Here is a 16,960-nt window from a genome sequence, read left to right as displayed (position 1 = left end):
CGGGTTGTCACGACTGGAGATATTTCGCCGGGCGTTAATGCGAAATAACCCTGTGTCGTGGGTGATATGCTGAGGCGTCCCAAGCAAGCGCTCGGCTAAATCGACGGAGGTCGCCCGTGGAGCGCGTGGCCGTGCTGGTGATGGAGATGCAAAGGGGCGTCGTCGGCGATCTCACGAAATTTCCGGATCTGGTGGAGGCCTGTGCGCGGCACGACGTCGTCGCCAACGCCGCCCGCCTCCTCCACACGGCCAGGTCGGCCGGCATCCCGGTGATCCACTGCACGGCGGCCTTCCGCCCCGACCGGTCCGGCTCCCACACGGACAACTGCCCGTTCATCGTCGCCCTGCTCAAGGACCCCGGCCACATGCTGGAGGGCACGGCCGCCACCGAGGTCCTCCCGGAGCTGTGGGACGGCGGCGACCTGGAGAGCCGCCGCCACCACGGGTTCTCCCCTTTCACCGGCACCTCGCTCGACATGACGCTGCGCTCCCTGGGCGTCTCCCACGTGGTCGCGCTGGGGGTCTCGCTCAACCTCGGCATCCCCGGGCTCGCGCTGGAGGCGGTCAACCTGGGCTACCGGGTGACCGTGGTCAGGGACGCGGTGGCGGGCATCCCGGAGGAGTACGCGCAGGCCGTACTGAAACACACGATCAGCCTCCTCGCCACTCGCGCCACCACCGCCGACCTGGTGGAGATGTGGAAGTGATGGACGGGCTGCGCCTGGACGGGCGCGTCGCGGTGGTCACCGGCGGAGCGGGCGCGATCGGCGCGGCCATCGCCACGGACCTGACCGCGCTGGGCGCGGAGGTCGTCGTCGCCGACGTGGACCTGCCGAACGCGGAGAAGGTGGCCTCCGGCCTGCCCGGCGCACGGGCGCTGGCCGTCGACCTGACCTCGCCGGCGTCCGTCGCGGAGTTCGGCGGCGCCGTGGGTCCCGTGGACATCCTGGTGCACAACGCCGGGGTGTCGATCGTGGAGCCGTTCACCGAGAGCGACCCGGCGAACTGGGACCTCATGTGGCAGGTCAACCTGCGCGGGCCGATGCTGCTCACCAAGCTGCTGCTGCCGGGGATGGCGGCCAGGGGGCGGGGGCGGCTGGTGTTCATCTCCTCGGACGGCGCCAGAGCGGGGTCGGGCGGCGAGGGCGCGTACGCGGCGACCAAGGCGGGCCTGTTCGGCCTGGCCAAGACGATCGCCCGGGAGGCCGCCAAGGCGCACGTCACCTCCAACGTGGTCTGCCCGGGCCCCACGGACACGCCGATGCTCCGCCGGGTGTCGGCGGCCGAGCCGGGGCTGGTGGACAGGATCGCGCGGGGCATCCCGCTGCGCCGCCTCGGCACGCCCGCCGACGTGGCGGGCCTGGTGTCCTACCTCTGTACGGACCGCGCCGCGTACATCACCGGGCAGACGCTGTCGGTGAGCGGCGGCGTCACGATGCAGTGAGCGATCATGCGGTGGTCAGAGCGAGTCGTAGACGGCCTGCACCAGGCGCAGGCCGCGCAGGTTGCCGGAGACGGCGTTGGCCATCTTGTTCATGACGTAGCCGATGCCCAGCCCGCGCTCCGGGTCGCCGATGCCGAGGGAGCCGCCCAGCCCGGAGTGGCCGAACGCGGTCTCGGACGGCATCGGGAACGTCATCGACGGCCGCATGTAGCCGAGGCCGAACGACGTGTCCAGGAAGAGGACGCGGTCGGGGCCGTGCACGCGGGGGCGTACGGCGTCGCGCAGCGTCTCGGGGCGCAGCAGGTCGCCCGCGATCAGCGACCGGTAGAACCCGGCCAGCCCCCTGGCCGTGGTGACGACCCCGGCCGCGGGCCAGCCGGCGCGCAGGATGACGGGGTGGTTCGCGCCGCCTTTGAGCCGGTGCATGCCGGGATTGCCGAGCGCCCGGTTCATGAGGCTGTGCGGATCGAGCGCGGCCTTGGCCATCTCGGCCTGCCCTTCGGTGGGTGCCGGGCCCGCACCCGTTTGGGGGCTTTCGCCTGCTTTGAGGCGGGCCGTACGGGCGATCACCGTGTCCGGCGCGCCCACCCACAGCTCCAGCCCCAGCGGCCCGGCGATCTCGGCGGACACCAGCTCGCCGACCGACTTGCCCGTCACGCGCCTGATCACCTCGCCCACCAGGAACCCGTACGACAGCGCGTGATACCCGTGCGCCGACCCCGGCTCCCACAGCGGCGCCTGACCGGCGAGCCGGGCGGCGATGGCCGCCAGGTCCCCGAACTCCTCCACCGGCACCGGCTCCTCCACCACCGGCAGCCCGCTCTGGTGCGTGAGCAGGTGCTCGACGGTGATCGCCTCTTTGCCCCGGGCCGCGAACTCCGGCCACACGTCCGCGACGGCCCCCGGGACGTCCACCAGCCCCCGCTCGGCGAGCTGAAGCAGCACGGTGGCGGTGATCGCCTTGGTGCAGGAGTAGGCGAAGGCGGGCGTGTCGTGCTCCCACGGCCGGCCCGTGTGCCGGTCGGCGACGCCGCCCCACAGGTCCACGACCAGCTCGCCGTCCACGTGGACGGCGAAGGCGGCGCCCAGCTCCGCCCCGTCGGCGAGCTGCCGCTCGAACACCTCGCGCACGCGGGAGAACCGCGGATCGCAGTGCATCACACCTCCGTGTGAGACAGGAGAAAGGAAGCGCTTACTTGGTTCACGAGCCTAACAACTGGGGACGATTCGGCCCAGACGATCAGCGCGGCACCCTCAACCTCCTCACCCCGGCCGTGGTGCTCGACGCGCTGCGCAGCGCCACCACGGGCGAGGTGCTGAGCCTGGCCATGCCGATCAGGGGCGCCACCTCCTCGCCCGCCCCCACGACGGTGCCGCACCTGCCGGGCCGCCCGTTGCCGCAGCACTTCATGTCCGTGGACGGCGGCGACTACGCGGCCGGCGCCCGCGCGATCGGGGAGGGCCTGTACGTGGCCGACGACGCGCTGGTCGTCAGCCACCACGGCACCACGACCCACATGGACGCGCTGTGCCACATGTGGTCCGGCGACGAGCTCTACAACGGCCACCCGGCGGCCCGGGTCCGCTCCTACGGGGCGACCAGGTGCGGCATCGAGCAGGTGGGCGGCGTGGTGGCCAGGGGAGTGCTGTTCGACGTGCCCCGGCGCCTCGGCCTCGACCACCTGCCGGCCGACTTCCGGATCCCGGCCGAGCTGCTGGCGGAGATCGCCACGCCGCGGCCGGGGGACGCCGCGGTGATCCGTACCGGGTGGCCCGCGGTGTGGGGGCGCTCGCGCGAGGAGTACTGGTCGGGCCAGCCCGGGCTGTCGGCGGAGGCGGGCCGCTGGCTCGCGGCGCACGACGTGTCCGTGGTGGCCTCGGACAACGCCGCCATCGGCGGGCTCAACGCCCGCGGGCTCGCCGACGAGGGCCTCGCCGACGACCTGCACCTCATCCTGCTGCACCGGCACGGCGTCCACCTGATCGAGATGCTGTGGCTGGAGGAGCTGGGGGAGAGGGGGTGTACGGAGTTCGTGTTCGTGGTGGCGCCGCTCAGGATCGAGGGCGGCACGGGCAGCCCGGTGACCCCGCTGGCCATCCTCTGACGTTCCCGCATATTTCCTAGCTCGTTTGGATATTTCGTGATCGACCGTTAACCCCTGACTTCGATGGTCTGTCCCGGTAAAACCCTTTTGCTAGGAGACCCATGCGCCGCCTCGCCCTGATCGGCCTCGCCGCCACCGCCCTGACCGCGCTCGCGTCCGTACCCGCCGCGGACGCCACCACAGCCGCCACCACGGCCGGACGCGGGAACCTGCGGATCAACCAGATCCAGACCATGGCCACCCACAACAGCTACCACCGCGAGCTGACCGACGCCGAGAAGGACGTGCAGCGCAGGACCGACGCCAACTGGTGGAACCTGCAGTACTCCCACACCGCCCTGCCGAACCAGTTCGGCGCCCAGCACGTGCGCGGCATCGAGCTGGACGTCTTCCCCGACCCGCAGGGCGGCCTCTACGCCAACCCGCTGGTCAGGCGGGACGCCGGGCTGCCACCGCTGAACGACCCCGCGCTCGCCAAGCCCGGCTTCAAGGTGCTGCACTGGGCCGACCACGACTACGGCACCAACTGCTCGGCCCTGGCCACCTGCCTGCGCCAGGTGCGCGAATGGTCCGACGCGCATCCCGGGCACGTGCCGCTGACGATCCTCACCGAGTTCAAGAGCACCGACCCGGCCAAGGAGGCGATGGGCGGCGCCAAGAGCCCGGCGTGGGACACGGCGCTGATGGACGCCCTGGACGCCGAGATCCGGTCGGTGTTCCCCGGCGATCGGCTCATCACGCCCGACGACGTCCGTCGGCCGGGGCTCACCCTCGAACAGTCCGTGCTCAAGCACGGCTGGCCCGAGCTGTCCTCCTCGCGGGGCAAGGTCATGTTCTTCATGGACAACCAGGGCGAGAACATCCAGACGCCCTACAAGGCGGGCCGGCCGAGCCTGGAGGGACGGGTGCTGTTCACGAACTCGCGTCCGGGCCGCCCCGACGCCGCCTTCGTCGGCTGGAACGAGCCGCAGGGCGCCAACACCGCGCAGATCCAGGACCTCGTACGGAAGGGGTACTACGTACGCACCCGGTCCGACGTGCCCTTCACCGAGGCCAGGTCGGGCGACACGAGCAGGCTGAAGGCGGCGCTGGACAGCGGCGCGCAGATGGTCAGCACCGACTTCCCCGTGATCGGCCTGTCCGCCAGGAACGGCAGCGACTACGTGGCGGAGCTGCCCGGCGGCGCCACGGCCCGCTGCAACCCGGTGAACGCCCCCTCCGGCTGCCGCGACCAGACCCTGGAGCACCTCAGCCGGTAGCCGGCCAGGTCACCTTTCAGTCAGCAGTCGGCCAGGTCACCGGTAGGCATCTCACCCCGTACACCGAGGCGTCGTGCTTCAGCGGCACCTCGGTGGCGGGGACGGCCAGCCGCAGGCCGGGGAAGCGCTCGAAGAGCGCCCGGTAGCCGATGCGCAGCTCGTTCCTGGCGAGCTGCTGCCCCAGGCACTGGTGCACGCCATGGCCGAACGCCAGGTGCCGCCGCGCGTCCGGCCGGTCCAGCCTGAGCGCGTCCGGATCCTCGAACACCGCTCCGTCACGGTTGATCACGGGCAGGGACAGGGCGACCGTCTCCCCCTTCCTGACCAGCTCGCCCGCCACCTCCACGTCCTCGAGCGCCGCCCTGGACGGCGCTCCCTGGTGCAGGATCGACAGCCAGCGCAGCAGCTCCTCCACTGCGCCTTCCACTGGGCCCTCTTCGAAAGGCAGTCCCTCCTTCAGCAGCGCGAACACGCCCAGGGCCAGCATGTTCGCGGTCGTCTCGTGGCCCGCCACGAGCAGGATCAGCGCGACGTAGGTCAGCTCCTCGTCCGTCAGCTCGCCGGTCAGGCCGCTGATCAGGTCGTCGCCCGGCTCGACCCGCTTGCGGCGTACCAGCTCGCCGAGATACGCGGTGAGGTCGGCCGTCGCCTGCGCGCCGTCCCTGTCGGGGGTGACGAGGGCGGCGCTGCGGTCCTGGAAGAAGTCGTGGTCGCTGTACGGCACGCCGAGCAGCTCGCAGATGACCAGCGACGGGATCGGCAGGGCGTAGGCCGTCACCAGATCGACCGGCGGGCCCGCCTTCGCCATGGCGTCGAGATGGTCGGCCGCGATCTGCTCGATGCGCGGCTCCAGCAGGCGCATCCTGCGCACCGTGAACTGCCCGGTGAGCAGGCGGCGGTAGCGGGTGTGCTCGGGCGGGTCGGTGGCGGCGAAGAACCCCGGCGGGGCGGGCCGGGCGGCACCCCCGGGGCGCGCCACGTGCACGGCGGTGTGCTTGAGCTCCTGCCTGGCGCTGAACCTGGGGTCGCCCAGCACGGTGCGGCCCGCCGCCATCGTCGTGGCCAGCCAGCCCTGATGCCCGTCGGCCATCTCCAGCCGGGCCATCGGCGGCAGGTCGCGCAGCCGCGCGGGCGGGTCGAAGGGGCACTCCTGGTTGCGTTCGATGGGAAGTCTCATAATTTTGAGAGTAGACTCTCAATTAAGAGTTGTATAGCGAATCGTCATCTTCTCCTACGATTGGACTCGGGAGGCCGTACACCGGAGAATGCGGAGTCGCGCCACACACGCAGACCCATTGCCGGACGTTCAGCGGCATTTCGGTTTGCGTGCCCCCGCACGCCGAACACAGCTTGGAGGAGGGGAACCAGCGATCCACCACGACCACCACCCGCCCATACCAGGCGGCCTTGTACTCCAGCATGCCCCGCAACTCCCGCCACGAGGCATCGGAGATCGCGCGGGCGAGCTTGCCGTTCTTCACCATGTTGCGGACGGAGAGGTCCTCGATCACGACCGTTTGGTTCTCACGGACGAGCCGAGTGGTGAGCTTGTGCAGGAAATCCCGGCGACGGTCGGCGATCCGGGCGTGGACGCGAGCGACCTTGAGCCGGGCCTTGACCCGATTGGCGCTTCCCCTGGCCTTGCGCGCAAGCGCCCGCTGTGCCCTGGCCAGCTTGCGCCGGTCGCGGCGTTCGTGGCGGGGATTGACGATCTTCTCCCCGGTGGACAGCGTGGCCAGAGCGGTGATGCCCGCATCCACCCCCACCGCCTGCTCCACCGGCGGGAGGGGAGTGAACGTTTCTTCCACGAGCAGGGAGACGAACCAACGGCCCGCCGCATCGCGCGAGACGGTCACCGTGGACGGGGCGACGCCCTCCGGCAGCGGACGCGACCAGCGAATGTCGAGCGGCGCGTCCATCTTGGCCAGCCACAGCCGGCCTTCGCGCCAGCGGAAGGCCGAGCGGGTGTATTCGGCCGACACTCGCGACTTCTTGCGCGATTTGAACGTCGGGTACTTGGCCCGCTTGGCGAAGAAGTTCGCGAACGCGGCCTGCAGGTGGCGCAGCGCCTGCTGCAACGGCACGGAGGAGACCTGCGACAGAAAGTCCTAATCGCCGCTGCGTTTCCATGCTGTGAGGACCGCCGACGACTCCCCGTAGGAGACGCGACGCCCTTCGATGGCGTAGGCGCGAGTGCGCTCCTCCAGCGCCTTGTTGTAGACGAGGCGGACACAACCGAACGTCCGGGCAAGCTCGTCAGCCTGCTCGGGGGTCGGGTAGAAGCGGTATCGGTAGGCCCGCTTCACGGCCTGCGCCGCAGTTAAAATTCTAGTACGCGATCAGTTACGCGCTGTGCATATGTTAGATGCCGCTGCATTGTTTCCACGTACCCCCGCCCTGAAGGACGGGCTTCCTTGCTCAAGGAGATTTGATGAGCGATCGTCCGGGCCTGCGCGAGCGGAAGAAGGCCAAGACCAGGGCGCTGATCCAGAAGGAGGCGCTGCGGCTCTTCCAGGAGCAGGGGTACGCCGCGACGACGGTCGAGCAGATCGCGGAGGCGGCGGAGGTGGCGCCGAGCACCGTCTTCCGCTACTTCGCCACCAAAGAGGACCTGGTGCTGGTCGACCAGTTCCCGCCCTTCATGGAGGCGCTCCAGTCAGTCCCAGCCCACCTCAAGCCCGTGCCGGCGGTAAGGGCCGCGATGCGGGTGATCCTGGCCGGGCAGACGGCGGAGGAGTTCGCCGAGAGCATGGAGCGGGAGAAGCTCATGTTCACGGTGCCCGAGCTGTGGGCGGCCAGCCTGGACAACATCAGCGGCGTGGTCAGGACCATGCACGAGCAACTGGCAGCCCGGGAGGGCCGGCCGGCCGACGATCCGGAGCTGCGTAATGTCACGGGGGCGATCGTGGGGGTGCTCATGGCGGTCTGGCTTGACTTGGTAAAGAACCCGGCTCTGGACGCCTCGGTCGAACTCGACAAAGCCCTAGCTCACCTGGAAGCGGGCCTCCCCCTGTAACCACCACCCACCTGGCTGACCACCACCCACCTGGCCCCAATCCGCCCAGCCCACGCCCACCCGGCCACGCCTGCCCTCACGCGCCCGCCCGGCCCGCTGTCCATCCGGGCTCGTCCGGCTACACCCGCCCGGCCAAGCCCCCAGCCATCGCACGCCGCGCCCGCCGCCCCCGTCTGTCCAGCGCCCGCCCTCCCGCGCGCATGCCCGCTCGCAGGCGCTGGCCGACGGGCACTCCGCCTGGCTGTGCCCTCCCATCCGCCCGCGCCCGTCCACCCGCGTCCATGCGCCCGCGTCCTGCGGCCGTTGGCCGGTAGCGGCAGCCTGGGGTCAGGTGCCCGGGTAGTTGCCGCCGCCGTGTGCCGAGTCCAGGGCGTCATAGTCAGGGGTGAAGCCGCGCTTCGGTATCGCGTCCACGAACGCCACGTGGCTCGGCTTCTTGTACGACGCCAACTGCGTCCTGACGTGCTCGACGAGCTCGTCCGCCGTGGCGGTGGCGTCGGGTTTGAGGGCGACGACGGCCTTGACCGCCTGGTGCCACGTGGGGTCGGGGACGCCGATGACGGCGGCGTCGGCCACGGCCGGGTGGGATTTGAGGGCGCGTTCCACCTCGGCCGGGTAGATGTTCTCGGCGCCCGATTTGATCATCCGGAGTTTGGGGCCGATGAAGGTGATGGTGCCGTCGGGTTCGCGGCGGCCGAGGTCGCCGGTGTGGTGCCAGCCGTACGCGGACTTGGCCGTATTTAAGTCGGGCCGGGCGAAATATCCGGAAAAGAGGGTCTTGCCGCGGGCGCAGATCTCGCCCACCTCGCCGGGCGGCAACTCGGTCCCGTCCGGGGCCAGGATGCGTACCTGGACCAGCGGAGAGGGACGTCCCGCGAACCCCGAGCCCCCATCGGCCAGCCCGAGGAACGTGAGCATCCCGCCGACCTCGGTCTGCCCGTACCCGCCCATCTTGGACCGGCACCAGGGAGAGTCGTCCACCGTGATCATGCTGTCCCACTCGGCCGAATGGGAGACGAACCTCAGCGACGACAGGTCGTACTTGCCTCCGGCGTTCGCGGCCGTCACCGCGTCGATCATCGGCCCGAACAGGAACGCCTGCGTCACCCGCTCGGCGTCGATCAGGCGGCAGACCTCTTCGGGGTCGAAAGCGGGCGTGAACACGTTCGTGCCGCCGATCTGGAACGTGGCCAGGCAGAACATCATCGTGCCCACGTGGAAGAGGGGGCCGTTGTTGAGGAACGTGAAGCCGGGCTCCATCTGGCGTACGACGAGGAGTGAGGCGCTGTGGGCGACCAGGGCGGCGCTGCTGAGCAGGGCCGCGTTGGGACGTCCGTCGAAGGCGGCGGTGTAGAGGGCGAGGACCGGATCGCCGTCGTCCACCTGCGGAAAGTCCCTAGGGGATCCGCCGGCCACCAGCTCCTCGTACTCGTCCCCGGCCCGCACCCACGTGCTCTCGGACACGGCCGTGGTGGCGTCCGAAGGCTCCCATACAACGACCTTTGGGGTCAGATCGGACAGTACGAACCGCAGCTCGTCCTCCGACTGCCGCCAGTTGGCCGGGCAGAGGATCGCGCCCAGTCGAGAGCAGGCCAGCAGCAGCTCCAGCACGGCGTGGGAGTTCTGGCCGAGCCACACCACCCGCTCCCCGGCCGCCACACCCCGCCCCGCCAAGGCGTCAGCGAGCCGGGTCACCCGGGCGTCGAGCTCGGGGTACGTACGCCGTACATCCCCGTCCACCACCGCCGTGACCTGGGGACGGCTGCGGGCGTGATCGGCGAGGAGGTCTGACAGGGACAGGCTGTGGATCATCTGAGCCTCCCGAGGGGTTACCGGAACGCGGGCATGACTTCGGCGGCGAAGAAGCGCATGATCCGCTTCATGTCCTCCAGCGGCATCGGGCGGGTGCTGCCGAAGTCGCACAGGAGGTTCGAGAAGCCGGAGTCCCGCAGGAGGGAGATCTGCTGGATCACCCGCTCCGGGTCCCCGATCACGTCCAGTTGCTCCCACCGGAAGTCGGTCGACAGCGTGCCGCCCTTGAGGTAGCGGTCCTGGTAGTACTCGAAGCCCTGCGCGGCCCGGCCGGTCTTCGGGTCGATGGGGGCGCTGCGCTCGTTGAAGATCCGCGAGCGGTCGAACGACGCCTCGAACCGCGCCTGGTCCTCGCGTGCCTGTTCCAGCGTCGGCGCCACGTACACGCTGCGCGCCACCACCAGCTCCGCGCCCTCGGGGTGGCCCGCCTGCGCGGCCGTCTCCCGCCAGGTCTCCGCCGCCTTGACGACCTTGCGGAACGGCGCCGCCGGGTCGGCGAGAATGGGCAGCCCGCGCTCGGCGTACATGGTCACGGTCTCGGGGGAGACGGCCGCCACGTGCAGCGGCGGGTGCGGCGACTGCAGCGGCCTCGGGACGAGGCTCACCTCGGAGCCGGTTTTGTAGAACTTCCCCTCATGCTGGTACGAGTCCTGCGTCCAGAGCCCGAGGATCACCTCCAGCGCCTCGTTGAACCGGTCGCGCGCTTCCGCCAGGTCTATCCCGAACCCCTCGAACTCGAAGCTCTGATACCCCCGCCCGATCCCCAGGTCCAGCCGCCCTCCGGAGAGCACGTCCACCATCGCGGCCTCCTCGGCCACGTGAACCGGATTGTGCAGGGGCAGTACCACGATGCCCGTGCCGAGCCGGATGCGGGAGGTGCGGGCGGCGGCGTGAGCCAGCATCGTGAACAGGTTGGGGACGACGCCGTAGTCCCGGAAGTGGTGCTCGGCCAGCCGTACCCCGTCGAACCCCAGTTCCTCGGCCAGCTCGACGAGCTCCAGATGGTAGTCATAGACGTCCTTGAAGCCATGGCCGTCGAAGCGGTGGAAGAGGTGGAAGGTCGAGAACTTCATGCGGCGACCTCTCGGCAGGCAACTAAACCAAGCGCTCGCTTGGGAGCGTACCACGCCGCCCAGGGTTGCCCTAGGGAATACCGGGCGAAACGCAAGGTCCTCCGCCAATGGGCGCGCTCCGCGCGACGGGAGCTCCAGGCAGCGCCTCCCAGAAGGGGCTCCGCTCCCCTTCGACCCCCCGAAACCCCGCCCCCACCCCTTGCCCGGTCACCGGCTTGACCTGCTGGAGCCCACCCAAACCCCGTTCGCTTCGCTCGCCACCCGACCGCCCGGTGCGTGGTTACCGGATGGGCTCGCTGGAGCCCTCTCCCGCCCGCGAGAGGACAGGTCCCAAGCCGCCGCAGCACCTCGGCGTGTCGCCCACGATCGGCCGGCGGGCGATGCCGGATTCGCTGTTGACGGTGCCGGCGGGGGCGCGGGTCCCGGAGCTGGACCGGTTGAGGTGCGGGCCGGTGCGGGTGTCGGGCCCGGAGATGACGCGGGCGTTGGAGCGGGCCACCGAGACCGCCGCGTTGAATGTGGGGTGAGGTGGATGGGTCAAGGGTGCCGCCGTGACGGCTGGCGGAGCTGTCGCGGTACGGGGTCGATGGCAAGGCTTCGCTGCTGTGCCGGCTCGGGTGTCCTTGAGCCGCTGAAGGCCGGCGTTCTGCGGGTATCTTCGATGGTGCTGCTCACCTTGCTGCCACACTTTGCAGTCGAGCCGGTCAAGGGGCCGATATGCGCCAAGGGGGTCGATCGATGAGGGCGGGCTATCCGAAGGGGCGACGGCGACGTGCTGAGATCGTCGAGGCCGCGTTCGCCAAGTTCGCCTCGGTCGGATATCGCAACGCGAGCATGGTGCAGATCGCCGCGGACTGCGGAGTATCGCGGATGGGCCTGGCGCATCACTTCCCGACGAAGGAAGCTCTCCTCGCCGCCGTGCTCGAAGAGCGGGATCGGGTCAACGGCGAGTTGTTCTTCGCCGAATTCGACGCCACGGCGGATGGCTTGGACTATTTCTCCCGGCTGGCGCGACTGGTGGAATACAACGCGACAGTGCCGGAGCTCGTGCGGCTGTACGCCATGCTGTCGGTCGAGGCCGCTGATCCGGCGCACCCCGCGCATGCGTACTTCGTCAACCGGTATACGAATATCCGCCGGGATATTCGCGATGCGCTTGAGGAACTCCACGCCCGAGGGCTCGTGCGGCCGGGAGTGAGCATCGCGGGCGCCGAATCGGATCTCATGGCGTTGCTCGACGGCCTGCAGGTGCAGTGGCTCCTCGACCCGACCAGCGTGGACATGGGTGCCCGCTTCCGGCAGCGGCTCAGCGAGATGCTCCTGGTCGAGGTGCCCTGATGACCGCTACGCGGCGGCTCGCGCCCCTGGGATCGCAGGTTTGCCGAACCTCCACAGCAGGCCGGCGGCGGCCACGACCGAGATCGCTTCACCGATCGGCAGGCTGATCCAGATCCCTCCCGGCCCGCGCATCCCGAGCGCCAGGACAAGCGGCACCTTGATGATCAACAGCGTGCCGATCGAGATCAGATACGACGGCGCGGCTCTGCCGAGGGACTGGAAGTAGGCGGAGATCAGAGGTGGGACGCCGGCGAAGACGAATCCGATCGCGATGATGCGCAGCGCATCGACCGTGACGGCCGTGGTTGCCGGATCGCCGATGAACAGTCCCACGAGCGGCTGCGCGAGCAGGACGATGAGCGCCGCTGTCATCGCCCCGTAGATGACGGTGGCTCGCATGGCCAGCGTGAGAGTCCGGTCGACACGGCCGGTCAACCCGCGGCCGGCGTTGTAGCCGACGATCGGCTGAATACCCTGGGTGATGCCGATCTGCGGCGTGAACACGAAGGTCTGCAGCCGCGCGCACACCGCGTAGGCGGCCAGAGCGACCGCGCCGGTCGCGGCGAGAGTCGTGTTGATCAGTGCTGACAGCAGCGTGGCGCCGAAGCCGGCGAGGAAGGAGGGGGCGCCCACCGCGAGCACGGCCCCGATCGTCGCCGGGTGCGGGCGCAGGTCAGCCGCCCGGATCCGGTACGGCCGACCGCGCTGAACGAAGAAGAACCACACCGCCATGCCCGCCGACACGGCCTGGCCACCGACCGTGCCGAGCGCCGCGCCGGCGACACCCAGGCCGCAGCCGAAGATCAGCAGCGGATCGAGGACGATCTGCACCAGCACGGGTACGACCCACAGCATCGTCGAGAACCGCAGCCGCCCTTCCGCGCGCACCAGAGCCGAGAACCCGGTCGAGAAGATCGACCCGCCGATGATCACTGCCGCGTAGGGCCGCGCGTATGCGATCGTCGCACCGGATCCACCCAGCAGGGTCAGCAGCGGATCGAGCGCGAGAAAACCGGCCACGGTGACGGACAACGCCACGAGCCAGAACACGACGAACGCGTTTCCCGCGGCGCGTGCGGCCTGATCGGGTCGGCCGGCACCGAGGCTGCGCGAGACCACGGACGCGCCGCCGACCCCGACGGTCGTCGAGACCGCACCCAGCATCAAGATGACCGGTGCGACGAGGTTGACCGCTGCCAGCGCTGTCTCGCCGACGCCTCGGGCGACGAACCAAGCATTGGTGAGTGCGTAGATCCCGTAAACGCCCACCGAGAGCGTCGTCTGCGAGCAGGTCCACCACAGCAGCCGCCCGATCGGGCGGCTGCCCAGCGATTGCGTGTGATCGCGCACCGCCGGTCCGCGCCGGCCCATCAGCGTGTCACCGGGTACGGCCGAACTGCGCCATCAGCAGATCAAGCTGCTCGCGGCCGAAGTCGTAGGTCGTGGTGTCGGTGTGACCTCGGTACCTCGTCTCGACGATCATGATGACGGCCAGGTACAGCGAGTACAGCCGACGGCGCACTCGTTGCTCCTCGGACAATTCGCCGAGCCCGTATCCCTGCATGAAGTCGGTGGGATCTCCGAAGGCCGGCAGGTCGATCCCGGTGAGTCCGGCCTCCATGAGCGGATCGCCGTAGACGGCACGCTCGTGGTCGAGGATGGACACGATCTGACCGTCGCGGATCATCGAGTTCTTCGTCCAGAGATCGACCTCGATGAAACGGGGCTCGGTCACGGCATCGAGCGTGCTCGCGTTCTTGGCGAGCACAGCGCGGATCTCGTCGTAGTCCCAGCCGATGTCGACCTGGACGTGGGCGCCATCGGTGAGCGTGTCCTCGATCATCGTGGTGAACGCTTCTCGCCAGGTTGCCGATCCCGGGCCTTCCAGCGGCCCGAAGCGCGGCCCCACGATGGAGTTCAGCTCCCGGTTGAGCGCGCCGAGTTGTCGTCCGGCCGCAGTGACGACCTCAGCCGTCAGGTGGCCCGCTGCCGCCGCGAGGCCGAAGTTGTCGGCATCGACGTACTCCATGAAGAAGTAGTCCGCGTCGATCAGCTCCCGCGACAGATCCGCGTGATCGACCCGCGGCACCGGAACCCCGGTGCGGTCCCGGACCAGCGCCATCGCGGCAAGCTCGTTGCGCATCATGTTCTGCTCACGGGTCAGCACCGGCACGTGCGCGGGAGGGGCGATTTTCAGCACCACCTGCTGCCCGTCGCGGAGCCGGATGTGGTAGATCACGTTGAACCAGCCGTGCGTGATTTCCTCGGCGAATTCGTCGCTGTCGGGCACCCGGGCTGCCCCGTAGGCTCGCTCGATCATCGCCCGAAGCGTCTTCAGCGGCTGCCGGTTCTTCGTGATGCTCTCCATCGGAACTCCCATCCGGCCGCCATTGTCGTGCCTCAGCTCGATTGCCTGCCGAGGGATCCTACAAGAAACCGGCAGGAGTGACGGGATTTGCCTTGCGGGCACCGGTCGAGGGTCCGGCCCCAGCTCAAAACCCAAATGGAGCGGTGAGCCAGCTGGGGCCGACGATTCGGCATGGTTCGCCGCTGGGAACTGGCGCCCCGTTTCAGCCCTCAGTGTCGGCATCGCCGCCCTGTTCCGCCGCTTTCCCGCCAAGGGCGACCTGGTCGCCGCCGTCTTCGCCGACCGCATGGACGCCTACGTCGACGCGGTCGCCGCCGCCCTGGCCGACTCCGACTCCTGGCACGGCTTCACCGGCTACCTCCACACGGTGTGCGCCATGCAAGCCGCCGACCGTGGCTTCGCCGACGTACTGACCATGACCCTCCCCACCGCCAAGGCCCTGGAGGGCCGCCGCAGCCAGGCCTACGACGGCGTGGTGAGCCTCATCGACCGCGCCAAAGCCGCAGGCCACCTGCGCGACGACTTCACCCCGCAAGACGTGGCCCTGCTGCTCATGGCCACCGCCGGTGTCATCACCGCCACCGCCGACGCCTGGCGCCGCGTTCTCGCCCTGATGATCCAGTCCTTTCAGACCCCGGCTCGTGGCCCGCTCCCTGCCCCGCCCGCGCACGCCGCCCTGTACCGGGCAATGATCAACCTCGGACGCGCAGACTCCCCTTCCCGCGCATCGACCAGAAGCTGATCTCGGTCGGGCGCTCTCGCAAGGCCGCCATGCCCTGGCTCGGCGGATCTTCCACTGCGCTCTCGCTGCTTGCGCCCGCGGTCATCCCGCCGCTCGTGCGTGCCGTGCCGTGTCGTGGCCGGTCCGGAGTGGAGCGATCGGCATGCTGGTGCGCCAGGGCGCATTGACCGCTGTGCGGCGCACCGCCTCGACAGCGGCGCCGGTGCAGGTCACGGTCGGTTTCGCAGTGCTGGTCACCGGGATGGTGGAAACCAACGTCGGGGCCAACGGGCTGCGCCGCGCCGCGGCCGTCCAGGCCGACCGGGTGCTCGCGCCGCAGGACACACCGGGGCCTCACCGATGCCGTGGGCGCGGCCTTGCAGGGCTTCTCCACCCTGCCGACCACCGTCTACACAGGCGACAGGCCCTTCAGCGCGATCGGCGTGGCGGGCCGGACCAGTGGGTGGGACGTGATCGCCGGCGACCTTCAGGACCTGCGAGGCGGCCAGACGATGGCCGTGGCCGAGTGGTCCGCTCACGAGCGGACCGGCGGACACCCTGATACGCGGGTGAAGAATTTGCTACCCGGGTGGAAGATCCTCCGCTCTGGATGCAGAACACCATACCCGCGCCAGGCCAATCGCTTTGTGCCGCGAGCCATTTCCGGGTTTCGGCCACACGACCGCATGCTCCGAAGGCTGACTGGCCGGCACGTCCCCGCCACGCGTTGAGGCGGCAAGTGGCGGGGCGGTTTCTAGTGCTCTGACCGCATAGGTTCGCCGGTTTGGTGATCGTGGCGGTTTGATGGGCGGTGACGTCCGATCCGACCGCTGGAGGCGCGGTGGCCGAGCCTGTCCATGTGCGCGGACTGACCGACCAGGAGGGGCAGAAGCTGCAGCAGATCGTGCGTCGGGGCAGCACCAGCTCGGTGCGCTACCGGCGCGCGATGATGCTGCTGGCCTCGGCTGGCGGGAACCGGGTGCCTGTGATTGCCCAGCTGGTGCTGGCCGACGAGGACACCGTCCGGGATGTGATCCACCGCTTCAACGAGATCGGCCTGGCCTGCCTGGACCCTCGGTGGGCGGGAGGCCGTCCCTGCCAACTCAGCTCTGACGAGGAGGACTTCGTCATCCAGACGGCCATCACCCGCCCCACCAAGCTCGGCCAGCCCTTCACCCGCTGGTCCCTGCGCAAGCTCGTCGCCTACCTGCGCAAGGTCCACGGCCGGATCATCCGGATCGGCCGCGAGGCGTTACGCTGCCTACTCGCCCGCCGCGGCATCACCTTCCAGCGCACCAAAACCTGGAAGGAATCTCCCGACCCCGACCGCGAGGGGAAGCTGGACCGGATCGAGGAGGTCCTTGACCGCTTCCCCGACCGGGTGTTCGCCTTCGACGAGTTCGGGCCACTGGGGATCCGTCCCACCGCGGGCTTGGGCTGGGCCGAGCGCAAACGCCCCGACCGACTGCCCGCCACCTACCACCGCACCCATGGTGTCCGGTATTTCCACGGCTGCTACTCGATCGGCGACAACCGGCTGTGGGGCGTCAACCACCGCAGGAAGGGTTCCGCGAACACGCTGACCGCGCTGAAGTCGATCCGCGCCGCCCGCCCGGACGGCGCCCCGCTCTACGTGATCTTGGATAACCTGTCCGCCCACAAAGGCGCCGACATCCGCCACTGGGCGAAGACGAACAAGGTCGAGCTGTACTTCACCCCGACCTACGCGTCCTGGGCCAACCCGATCGTGCGACACGAGGTCGCATGGAGTGAGTGGAAGACACGGAAGGAGGATCGGCTGATGTCGATCGTGTAGTTTCCGGT

14 protein-coding genes and 2 pseudogenes are annotated in these 16,960 nt (G+C 69.6%); 9 read left to right on the top strand and 7 right to left on the bottom strand.

What is annotated here, in order from left to right; all coding sequences use genetic code 11:
• Positions 1-116 precede the first annotated feature (116 nt).
• Positions 117-707 (top strand): isochorismatase family cysteine hydrolase, encoded by a 591-nt coding sequence (locus ABZX61_RS59930; RefSeq protein ID WP_355210701.1) that lies wholly within the window; start codon positions 117-119, stop codon positions 705-707.
• On the top strand, positions 707-1,444 hold the full coding sequence (locus tag ABZX61_RS59925) for an SDR family NAD(P)-dependent oxidoreductase (protein ID WP_350725322.1): 738 nt from the start codon (positions 707-709) through the stop codon (positions 1,442-1,444). Before ABZX61_RS59930 ends, ABZX61_RS59925 begins: the two co-directional genes overlap by 1 nt.
• A 15-nt stretch (positions 1,445-1,459) precedes the next feature.
• On the opposite strand, the gene ABZX61_RS59920 is transcribed toward ABZX61_RS59925, so the two are convergent.
• Positions 1,460-2,602, bottom strand: a complete 1,143-nt coding sequence (locus ABZX61_RS59920) for a serine hydrolase domain-containing protein (protein WP_355210698.1) — start codon at positions 2,600-2,602, stop codon at positions 1,460-1,462.
• Positions 2,603-2,640: 38 nt separating this feature from the next.
• Here ABZX61_RS59920 and ABZX61_RS59915 point away from each other — a divergent pair, with 38 nt between their 5' ends.
• The gene (locus tag ABZX61_RS59915) at positions 2,641-3,549 is read left to right on the top strand and encodes a cyclase family protein (protein WP_185071702.1); all 909 of its coding nucleotides are present in this window, start codon (positions 2,641-2,643) and stop codon (positions 3,547-3,549) included.
• 101 nt (positions 3,550-3,650) lie between these two features.
• Complete coding sequence (locus ABZX61_RS59910; protein WP_355210695.1) at positions 3,651-4,808, top strand: phosphatidylinositol-specific phospholipase C1-like protein; 1,158 nt, start codon at positions 3,651-3,653, stop codon at positions 4,806-4,808.
• A gap of 16 nt (positions 4,809-4,824) precedes the next feature.
• Here ABZX61_RS59910 and ABZX61_RS59905 read toward each other — a convergent pair whose 3' ends face one another.
• Both ABZX61_RS59905 and ABZX61_RS59900 read right to left on the bottom strand, forming a co-directional pair.
• Positions 4,825-5,985 (bottom strand): cytochrome P450, encoded by a 1,161-nt coding sequence (locus ABZX61_RS59905; protein WP_355210692.1) that lies wholly within the window; start codon positions 5,983-5,985, stop codon positions 4,825-4,827.
• Between the two features lie 22 nt (positions 5,986-6,007).
• Positions 6,008-7,114, bottom strand: a pseudogene (locus ABZX61_RS59900) (RNA-guided endonuclease TnpB family protein).
• A 125-nt stretch (positions 7,115-7,239) separates the two neighbouring features.
• Here ABZX61_RS59900 and ABZX61_RS59895 point away from each other — a divergent pair.
• Positions 7,240-7,824, top strand: coding sequence for a TetR family transcriptional regulator (locus ABZX61_RS59895; RefSeq protein WP_355210689.1), 585 nt, complete (start codon positions 7,240-7,242; stop codon positions 7,822-7,824).
• 327 nt (positions 7,825-8,151) lie between these two features.
• Here ABZX61_RS59895 and ABZX61_RS59890 read toward each other — a convergent pair whose 3' ends face one another.
• A complete protein-coding gene (locus tag ABZX61_RS59890; RefSeq protein WP_355210686.1) occupies positions 8,152-9,636 on the bottom strand; it encodes an AMP-binding protein in 1,485 nt (494 codons plus the stop codon).
• Positions 9,637-9,653: 17 nt separating this feature from the next.
• Complete coding sequence (locus ABZX61_RS59885) at positions 9,654-10,709, bottom strand: LLM class flavin-dependent oxidoreductase (protein WP_350724484.1); 1,056 nt, start codon at positions 10,707-10,709, stop codon at positions 9,654-9,656.
• Positions 10,710-10,996: 287 nt separating this feature from the next.
• On the opposite strand from ABZX61_RS59885, the gene ABZX61_RS59880 reads away from it, so the two are divergent.
• Positions 10,997-11,236: a hypothetical protein gene (locus tag ABZX61_RS59880; protein ID WP_355210683.1), complete on the top strand. Its 240-nt coding sequence runs from the start codon at positions 10,997-10,999 to the stop codon at positions 11,234-11,236.
• Between the two features lie 211 nt (positions 11,237-11,447).
• Positions 11,448-12,047: a TetR/AcrR family transcriptional regulator gene (locus ABZX61_RS59875; RefSeq protein WP_350724486.1), complete on the top strand. Its 600-nt coding sequence runs from the start codon at positions 11,448-11,450 to the stop codon at positions 12,045-12,047.
• A gap of 6 nt (positions 12,048-12,053) precedes the next feature.
• Here the strand turns inward: ABZX61_RS59875 and ABZX61_RS59870 are convergent, their stop codons facing one another.
• Together ABZX61_RS59870 and ABZX61_RS59865 are read right to left on the bottom strand one after the other, a co-directional pair.
• Positions 12,054-13,397, bottom strand: a complete 1,344-nt coding sequence (locus ABZX61_RS59870; protein WP_355210680.1) for an MATE family efflux transporter — start codon at positions 13,395-13,397, stop codon at positions 12,054-12,056.
• 28 nt (positions 13,398-13,425) lie between these two features.
• A complete protein-coding gene (locus tag ABZX61_RS59865) occupies positions 13,426-14,517 on the bottom strand; it encodes an aminoglycoside phosphotransferase family protein (RefSeq protein ID WP_355210677.1) in 1,092 nt (363 codons plus the stop codon).
• Between the two features lie 184 nt (positions 14,518-14,701).
• Here ABZX61_RS59865 and ABZX61_RS59860 point away from each other — a divergent pair, with 184 nt between their 5' ends.
• Complete coding sequence (locus tag ABZX61_RS59860; RefSeq protein ID WP_355210674.1) at positions 14,702-15,157, top strand: hypothetical protein; 456 nt, start codon at positions 14,702-14,704, stop codon at positions 15,155-15,157.
• Positions 15,158-15,977: 820 nt separating this feature from the next.
• Positions 15,978-16,910, top strand: a pseudogene (locus ABZX61_RS59855) (IS630 family transposase); the annotation flags it as partial.
• Positions 16,911-16,960: the final 50 nt, after the last annotated feature.

Source organism: Nonomuraea sp. NPDC003709 (assembly GCF_040610775.1).
Lineage (GTDB): Bacteria > Actinomycetota > Actinomycetes > Streptosporangiales > Streptosporangiaceae > Nonomuraea > Nonomuraea angiospora_A.
The sequence above is the reverse complement of the archived record's forward strand: the minus strand, read 5'-3'. Positions and strand labels throughout refer to the sequence as shown.